At 68.8% G+C, this 7,899-nt stretch carries 5 protein-coding genes and 1 pseudogene; 2 read left to right on the top strand and 4 right to left on the bottom strand.

The annotated features are described in order from the left end of the window. A pseudogene (locus Q0P60_RS14330) lies at positions 1–505 on the bottom strand (hypothetical protein); the annotation flags it as partial. Next, complete coding sequence (locus Q0P60_RS14325) at positions 502–1,020, bottom strand: RNA polymerase sigma factor (RefSeq protein ID WP_229298213.1); 519 nt, start codon at positions 1,018–1,020, stop codon at positions 502–504. The pseudogene Q0P60_RS14330 and the gene Q0P60_RS14325, both read right to left, overlap by 4 nt. Before the next feature lie 247 nt (positions 1,021–1,267). On the opposite strand from Q0P60_RS14325, the gene Q0P60_RS14320 reads away from it, so the two are divergent. After that, positions 1,268–4,108 (top strand): GGDEF domain-containing protein, encoded by a 2,841-nt coding sequence (locus tag Q0P60_RS14320; RefSeq protein ID WP_294994666.1) that lies wholly within the window; start codon positions 1,268–1,270, stop codon positions 4,106–4,108. 19 nt (positions 4,109–4,127) lie between these two features. On the opposite strand, the gene Q0P60_RS14315 is transcribed toward Q0P60_RS14320, so the two are convergent. Together Q0P60_RS14315 and Q0P60_RS14310 are read right to left on the bottom strand one after the other, a co-directional pair. Beyond that, complete coding sequence (locus Q0P60_RS14315) at positions 4,128–4,721, bottom strand: TIGR00730 family Rossman fold protein (protein WP_294994663.1); 594 nt, start codon at positions 4,719–4,721, stop codon at positions 4,128–4,130. Positions 4,722–4,911: 190 nt separating this feature from the next. Next, on the bottom strand, positions 4,912–6,408 hold the full coding sequence (locus tag Q0P60_RS14310; RefSeq protein ID WP_294994660.1) for an aminotransferase class III-fold pyridoxal phosphate-dependent enzyme: 1,497 nt from the start codon (positions 6,406–6,408) through the stop codon (positions 4,912–4,914). Between the two features lie 211 nt (positions 6,409–6,619). Here Q0P60_RS14310 and queA point away from each other — a divergent pair, with 211 nt between their 5' ends. Beyond that, positions 6,620–7,687 (top strand): tRNA preQ1(34) S-adenosylmethionine ribosyltransferase-isomerase QueA, encoded by a 1,068-nt coding sequence (queA, locus tag Q0P60_RS14305; RefSeq protein WP_294994657.1) that lies wholly within the window; start codon positions 6,620–6,622, stop codon positions 7,685–7,687. Positions 7,688–7,899 lie beyond the last annotated feature (212 nt).

Below are 7,899 nucleotides of genomic sequence, written 5' to 3'. Positions count from 1 at the left end.
GTGCCGGCGTGGGTGCGGGCGCAACGGCGGGTGCCCGCGCCGGTGCAGCGGCAACCGCTGCCGGGGCCGGGGCCGGTGCCGGGGCCGGGGCGGCCTCGGGCGCCGCCGGTGCAGCGGCGGGCTGTTCGGCCGCAACCGCACCTTGCGCGGCGCTGTTTCCGTCGGCGTGGTCGGCTGCGGCGATGTCAGCGGCCGGTGCGGCGGCGACGGCGGCTTCACCGGACGGAACCGGCGGCGGTTCCGGGCGCAGCTGCCAGGCGATGCCGATGGCGAACACCATCGAAGCCGCGATGCCGAACACTGCTGGCCAGCGCGGTCGCGTGGGCTGCCGGCGCGGTGCGGACGCCGCTGCCGTTGCGGCAGCGGCCTCGGGCGCGTCCACGGCGGCACGCGCCGCGGCCAGGATGGCGGCGTCCAGCGCGGCGGGCGGTGCCTGTTCGGCACGACGGCCGAGCAGGCGGGCCAGCTCGTGTTCTTCCGGCGTCAGCGGTTCGTCTCGGTTCATGCGTTCAATCCCGCACGCAGCTTGTCCATCGCATAGCGCAGCCGCGATTTCACGGTCTCCCGGCCTACGCCGGTGATCTGGCCGATCTCCTCCAGGCTCAGTTCCTGATCCAGCCGCAGCTGCAGCACTTCGCGCTGCTCCGGCGGCAGTTGTTCCATCGCCAGCTGGATGCGGCGACGTTGCTCGAATTCGGAAAGCTCCGCTTCCGGGGTCTGCCCATCCTCGATCGCGGCCAGCCGCAGATCGGCATCGGCCGGTGCCGCGGGGCGATGGCGGGCAGCACGCCAGTGGTCGTTCAGGCGGTTGTGGGCGATGCGGAACAGCCAGGTGCTGAACGCCGCTTCGGGCTGCCAGCCGGCGCGGGCACTGATCACCCGCTGCCAGACATCCTGGAAGATCTCTTCGGCCAGCGCGTTGTCGCGCAGTTGCCGCAGCAGGAAGCCGAACAGGCGCTTGCGATGGCGCGCGTACAGGCTTTCGAACGCACGCAGGTCGCCACCGGCCCAGGCCAGCATCAAGGCTTCATCGGTTGGCAGTGCGCTGGCTTCCACGGCGTACAGGGTAAGGCCTGCAGGCGATGGCGCATAGCCGGTGGCGGGGGCGGGCAGGGCGAGGTTCATGGCTCGGAAGGGGCTGCGGTCAACGGGAAAAACGTACGGGCGCACGAATCGGGGTTTACGGGCTTCCATTGCCCCCCGGGTGGCGCGCTATGCTCGGCGGCTCAGGGGAGGCGACGCACTGGCGGCGCCAAGAGATTGTCATTTGTCCACGCACGCTGAACCGGCCAGGGAGCCATCACACGAGGTCGTGCTGAGCACGGCGCTGGTGCGCGCATTGCATGCGCTGCTGCCGGAGTCCGCCGTGGTCCGGGTCGGCTGGGACGACCCGCAGCTGGGCTCCGGCCGGGGCGGTTGGCCGGCGGCGGGTGAGGACGACGCAGCGGCTGAACCGGGCATCGGCGAGGGCCAGCACGGCTGGGAGTACGACGGTGCGCGCCTGCGCTTGTCGGTGACCGGCGCGGCGCCTTCACCGGCGTGGTGGGGGCTGGCCCGGCAGGCGATGGAGCTGGCCCTGCAGCGCGGCCGCCAGGCCGGGCAGATCAAGGCACTGGAAGAGGCCGAGCGGCTGCAGCAGGCGCTGTTCCAGATTGCCGACCTGGCCGGTGCCGACCTGGAGATGGGCGAGATGCTGCGCCATGTGCACGGCGTGCTGGGCACGCTGATGTACGCGGAGAACTGCTACATCGTCGAATACGACGATGTGCGTGACCAGATCCGCTTCCTGTACTTCGCCGACCAGGTCGACGACTTCGTCGCCGATCCGTCGCAGAGCCATGATGCCAGCGAGATGCCGCGCAGCCTGACCGTGGCGCTGCTGCGCCATGGCAAGCCGCTCAGCGGACCCTCGCGCGAGCTGCTGGCGCGGGTGGTCGAGCAGGAGCATGACCCGCAGCGCGGCCCCGAAAGCCTGGACTGGCTGGGCGTGCCGATGCTGCGCGATGGCCGCGTCTGCGGTGCCATCGTGGTGCAGAGCTACGAGCATGCCGCCCGTTATGGCGAGGCCGAGCGCGCCCTGCTGGGCTTCGTTGCGCAGCACGTGCAGACCGCGATGGACCGTCGCCAGGCCCAGGTCCGGCTGGAGCGGCAGGTGGAGCGGCGCACCCAGGAACTGCAGCGTGCCAACCGCAGCCTGCAGGACGAGGTGGCCGAGCGGCGACGTGCCGAACAGTTGCAGACCGCGCTGTACAACATCGCCGAGATGGCGATGTCGGCCGACAGCCTGGCGCAGTTCTACGGGCAGGTGCATGGCGTGGTCGGGCGCCTGCTCGACGCGCGCAACTTCTACATCGCGCTGGTGAACCCGGCCGGCAATGGCCTGGACTTCGTCTATTCGGTGGACGAGCACAACGCCAGCCGTGCGCCGCGGCCGTTCAGCCGTGGCCTGACCGAGTACGTGGTGCGCAACCGGCGCCCGCTGCTGGCCTCGCGCGCGCAGATCGATGCGCTGCTGGCGGCCGGCGAAGTGCGTGAATCGGGAGCCCGTTCGCACTGCTGGCTGGGCGTGCCGCTGCTGCGCGACGACGAAGTGGTCGGTGCGATCGTGGTGCAGAGCTACAGCGAGAACAGCACGTTCAGCGTGCACGACCAGCGCCTGCTGACGTTCGTCGCGCAGAACATCGGCACGGGCCTTGCCCGCCAGCGTGACCAGCAACGGCTGCGCACAGCGCATGCCGAACTGGAAAAGCGCGTGGAAGAGCGCACCCGCGAACTGGCCGAGGTCAACGAAAAGCTGCTGGGTCAGATCGGCGAGCGCCTGCGCGCCGAACAGCGACTGACCCACCAGGCGATGCACGATGCGCTGACCGGACTGCCCAACCGCCTGCACCTGCTGGATCGGTTGCAGGATGCACTGGCGCTGGCCCGGCGCGAAGGCGGGCCGGTATTCGCTGTGCTGTTCCTCGATCTGGACCGCTTCAAGCTGGTCAACGACAGCATCGGCCATGCCGCCGGCGATCGCATGCTGGTGGAAGTGGCCAAGCGCATCGTGTCGATGGCCGGCACCGAGGACGTGGTGGCTCGGCTCGGCGGCGATGAGTTCGCCGTGCTGCTGCAGTGCCCGCAGGGCCTGGCCCAGGCCCTGGACTTCGGCCAGCGCCTGCTGCTGGCGCTGCAGGAATCAATGTGGATCGCTGGGCGCGAGCTTTTCCCGTCCGGAAGCCTCGGCATCGCCCTGTGGAACCCGCGCTACCGCACCGGCGAGGAGCTGCTGCGCGATGCCGACGCGGCGATGTACCGGGCCAAGGCGCAGGGCCATGATCGCTGCTCGATCTTCGACGAGGACATGCGCGAACAGGCGATGCGCAGCCTCGATCTGGAAGCCGATCTGCGGCGTGCGATCAACAACCGTGATTTCGTGCCGTTCTACCAGCCGATCATGCGCCTGTCCGATGGCGAGGTGATCGGCCACGAAGCGCTGCTGCGCTGGCAGCACGAGCGCCGCGGCCTGCTGCTGCCGGGGGCATTCCTGGAGCTGGGCGAGGAAAGCGGCCTGATCGAACAGGTCGACTGGCTGATCTATGAGCAGGTCATCGCCGGCCTGGCCGAGGGTGGCCACGGCTATGTCTCGGTGAATGTGTCACCGCGCCATTTCCGTTCGGCGGAGTTCAGTGACCGCCTGTTCGGCCTGCTCGATGCCTGTGGGGCCGATCCGCATCGGCTGCGCCTGGAAATCACCGAGGTGGCGCTGCTGGATGATGGCCCGCACACCCTGCGCATCCTGCAGGGGCTGCGCGAACGCGGCATCCAGGTGCAGCTGGACGATTTCGGAACCGGGTTCTCGGCACTGTCCTACCTGCACCGCTTCCCGATCAGTACGCTGAAGATCGACCAGAGCTTCATCGCCGGCCTGCACGGGCCGGAGATGCAGAGCACGCGCGCGCTGGTGGAAGGCGTGCTGTCGCTGGCACGCACCCTGGGCATCGAGACCATCGGCGAGGGTATCGAGACCGAGGCGCAGCGGCAGACCCTGCGCGAACTCGGTTGTGACTACGGCCAGGGCTACCTGCTGGGCAGGCCGGCACCCCGGGTACACGCGGCGGTCTGAGCCACCGCGTGCCGCGGCATCAGCGCAGCGCCGCGCGGCGCTTTTCGTCGATCCACTTCGAGGCCTGTGCCGGCTGGTAGTCCCGCATCCAGCCCAGCATTTCCTCGATGTCCGAGCCGTACCACAGGTCCTGGCGCTGGTCCGGGTGCAGGAAGCGTTCGTCGACCATGCGATCGATCATGCCGATCAGCGGCGCGTAGAAACCCTCCACGTCGAGGAACGCGCACGGCTTGTTGCCGATGCCCAGCTGGCGCCAGGTCAGCATCTCGAAGATCTCTTCCAGGGTGCCGAAGCCGCCCGGCAGGGCGACGAAACCGTCGGCCAGGTCGAACATGCGCGACTTGCGCTCGTGCATCGAGCCGACGATCTCCAGTTCGGTCAGGCCGCGATGGGCCACTTCCCAGTCGGCCAGCTGGCGCGGGATCACCCCGGTCACCTCGCCGCCGGCGGCGAGCACGGCGTTGGCCACGGTTCCCATCAGGCCGACATTGCCGCCGCCGTACACCAGGCGCAGGCCGTCGCGGGCGATGCGGTCACCCAGGGCAATGGCGCGTTCGGTATAGGCCGGCTTGCTGCCGGCGTTGGAACCACAGTACACACAGATCGACTTCATGGATCTTCCTGTCTCTTGGCCGGAAACGAAAACGCCCCGCCGGCAACCGGATCAGCAGTTGCGGGCGGGGTGTCCAGGGATTATGAGGCCGTGGGAGGCCTTTTGTAGAGCCGAGCCATGCTCGGCCGCCCTTCGTTCAGATCGCGGCCAAGGCTGAGCCGGGCAAGCCCGGCTCTACACAGGTCGGGGCTTACGCCGCGGCGGCCTGTTCGCGGCGCGGGCCTTCACGCAGGGCGCGGCCGACCATGCCCACCAGCAGGTCCAGCTCCTCGCTGTCCATGCCGAAGTGCGGGGTGAAGCGCAGCGAGTTCTCGCCGCCGTGGATCACGTTGATGCCGTGCTGGCGCAGCCATTCCTCGGTGGAGTTGGCGCCGTAGCACTTGAACTGCGGGGCCAGCTCGCATGAGAACAGCAGGCCGGTACCCTGCACCTTGGTGATCAGGCCACCCAGCTCGCCCTTGAGCTGCTCCAGCTTGCGCACCGCCTCGGCACCGCGCTCGGCGATGTTGGCGCGCACCTGCGGGGTCAGCTGGGCCAGGGTGGCGCAGGCCACATCCAGCGCACGCGGGTTGCTGGTCATGGTGTTGCCGTAGATGCCCTTCCGGTACAGCTGTGCGGCATGTTCGGTCACTGCCAGCACCGACAGCGGGTACTGCGCGGCGTTGAGCGCCTTGGAGTAGGTCTCCATGTCCGGCGGGTCCAGGCCTTCGAAGCCAGGGTAATCGACCACCGACAGTACGCCATGCGCACGCAGGCCGGCCTGGATCGAGTCCAGCAGCAGCAGGCTGCCGTGTGCGCGGGTCAGTTCACGGGCCAGCGCGTAGAACGCCGGCGGTACCGAGCGGCCCGGGTCGCCTTCACCCATCACCGGCTCCAGGAACACCGCTTCGATGAACCACTGGTTGCGCGCGGCGTCTTCGAACACCCTGCGCAGGCCGGCCTCATCGTACGGCGCGACGGTGATCACCGAGTCCTCGCCACGGTAGCTGGCCAGGTGCTGCATGTAGCTCTTGCGGCTGGAATCGGAGTACAGCGCCGGTCGGTCGGTGCGGCCATGGAAGCTGCCCTTGACCACCACGCGCTTGATCGCCGCACCGGCATGGCGCGCGCCCGGATCGGTCTGCAGCTTGGCATTGACGTCGGCGATGCGCGCGGCCAGGCCCACGGCCTCGGAACCGGAATTCAGGCACATGAAACGGGCGAACGGGCAGCCGCCACGGCGGTGCCCGATCTCGGCGCGCAGGGCGGTGACGAAACGCTGCTGCGACAGGCTGGGGGTCATGATGTTGGCCATCACCTGCGGGCGTGCCATCGCCTCCAGCACGGCCTCCGGCGTGTGCCCGAAGCCGAGCATGCCGTAGCCGCCGGCGTCGTACAGCACGGCGCCCTTCAGGGTGACCACCCACGGGCCGCGCGCGGCCAGCGCCACGTACGGGGTCACCGCATCATCCGCGTAGAAATTGACGAAACCGTCCTGCATCGCGTCGACCTGGGCCTGTTCGTCCTGCGCCAGCAACGGCCCGAGGTCGGCCTGCACGCGCGCGAATTCCTCGGCGGCGGCGTCCACCGCGGCGATCAGCTGCGGGTGGCGGGCGGACAGGGCGGTCAGGGTGGCGTCGTCCAGGCCGGTGGTGAGGCGGGTACCGGGCTGGTTGCGCAGGGGGGCGAGGCGTTCGATGAAGCTCATTGCAGATCTCCTGAAACGATGGGTCGCACGGGCCTTCAAAAGCAAAACGCGCGTCATCACGCGCGCTTGGGGGCAGGCTCGTGCAGCGGACTTCCGGTTCGATGCTAGCACTTGTTTTTTTGCGCGATAACCCCGCAGAAACCTGCTGCATAGCAGCATTTTGCGCGACGTTCGCCGCGAAGCACGCCGGCTCGCAGACGCTGGACGTACAATGCGCGCCATTGTCGACCTGTTGCCGCCCACTGCCTTGAAGAAGTCCGATTTCCACTACGACCTGCCGGCCGAACTGATCGCGCAGGCGCCCCTGGCCGAACGTTCCGCCAGCCGCCTGATGCTGGTTCCGCCGGCGCCTGCGGCGTTCACCGATGTAAAGGTGCGCGACCTGCCGTCCCTGCTGCAGCCGGGCGACCTGCTGGTGTTCAACGATACCCGGGTGATCCCGGCGCGCCTGTTCGGGCAGAAGGCCAGCGGTGGCCGTGTCGAGATCCTGATCGAGCGGCTGCTCGGTGCCCAGCAGGCCCGTGCGCAGGTGGGCGCCAGCAAGTCGCCGAAGGCGGGCAGCCGGATCGCGCTGGACGCCGGCGGCGAGGCCGAGGTGCTGGGCCGCGATGGCGAGTTCTACGTGCTGGAGTTCCATGTGCCGGAGGCGCTGGAGCAATGGCTGCTGCACGCGGGCCGGCTGCCGCTGCCGCCGTACATCCAGCGTGAGCCGGGCGTGGACGACCGCGAGCGCTACCAGACCGTGTTCGCGCGTGAAGTCGGCGCGGTGGCGGCGCCGACCGCCGGCCTGCATTTCGACGAGCCGCTGCTGGCCGCGCTGAAGGACAAGGGCGTGGCGTTCGGCCATGTCACCCTGCATGTCGGTGCGGGCACCTTCCAGCCGGTACGTGCGGATGACCTGAAAGATCACGTGATGCACCGCGAGTGGTTGAACGTGGGGGCCGAGCTGGTGCAGCAGGTACGGCGTACGCGGGCGGCCGGCGGCCGGGTGATCGGCGTCGGCACCACCGTGGTACGCGCGCTGGAAAGCGCGATGCGCGATGGCGAGTTGCTGCCGTTCGCCGGCGAGACGCAGATCTTCATTACCCCGGGTTACCGCATCCGCAGCGTGGATGCGATGGTGACCAACTTCCATCTGCCGGAAAGCACGCTGTTGATGATGATTTCGGCGTTTGCCGGCAAGGAGCGCGTGTTCGAGGCCTACCGGCACGCGATCGAACAGCGCTACCGCTTCTTCAGCTATGGCGACGCCATGCTGCTGTTCCCGCAGGCGGACTGAAGCACGCGTCATCCACGCATGGCGTGGATCTACTGCATCGTCCGGTAACGCCGGGCCATGCTCGACCGTGCACGGCATGGTTCCACCGCATCGGCCCGCTAACGCCGGGCCATGCCATTGATGGGGTGAGTGCGCAGCGTTGAATTGATTGGGCGGCTGCGCACTTCTCACCCGGTGGGTGCGCACCTCTCACCCGGTGGGTGCGCACCGTT

It is taken from the genome of uncultured Stenotrophomonas sp., from assembly GCF_945952405.1.
In the GTDB taxonomy this organism is placed as follows: domain Bacteria; phylum Pseudomonadota; class Gammaproteobacteria; order Xanthomonadales; family Xanthomonadaceae; genus Stenotrophomonas.
This window is presented reverse-complemented; position numbering and strand designations above follow the sequence as displayed.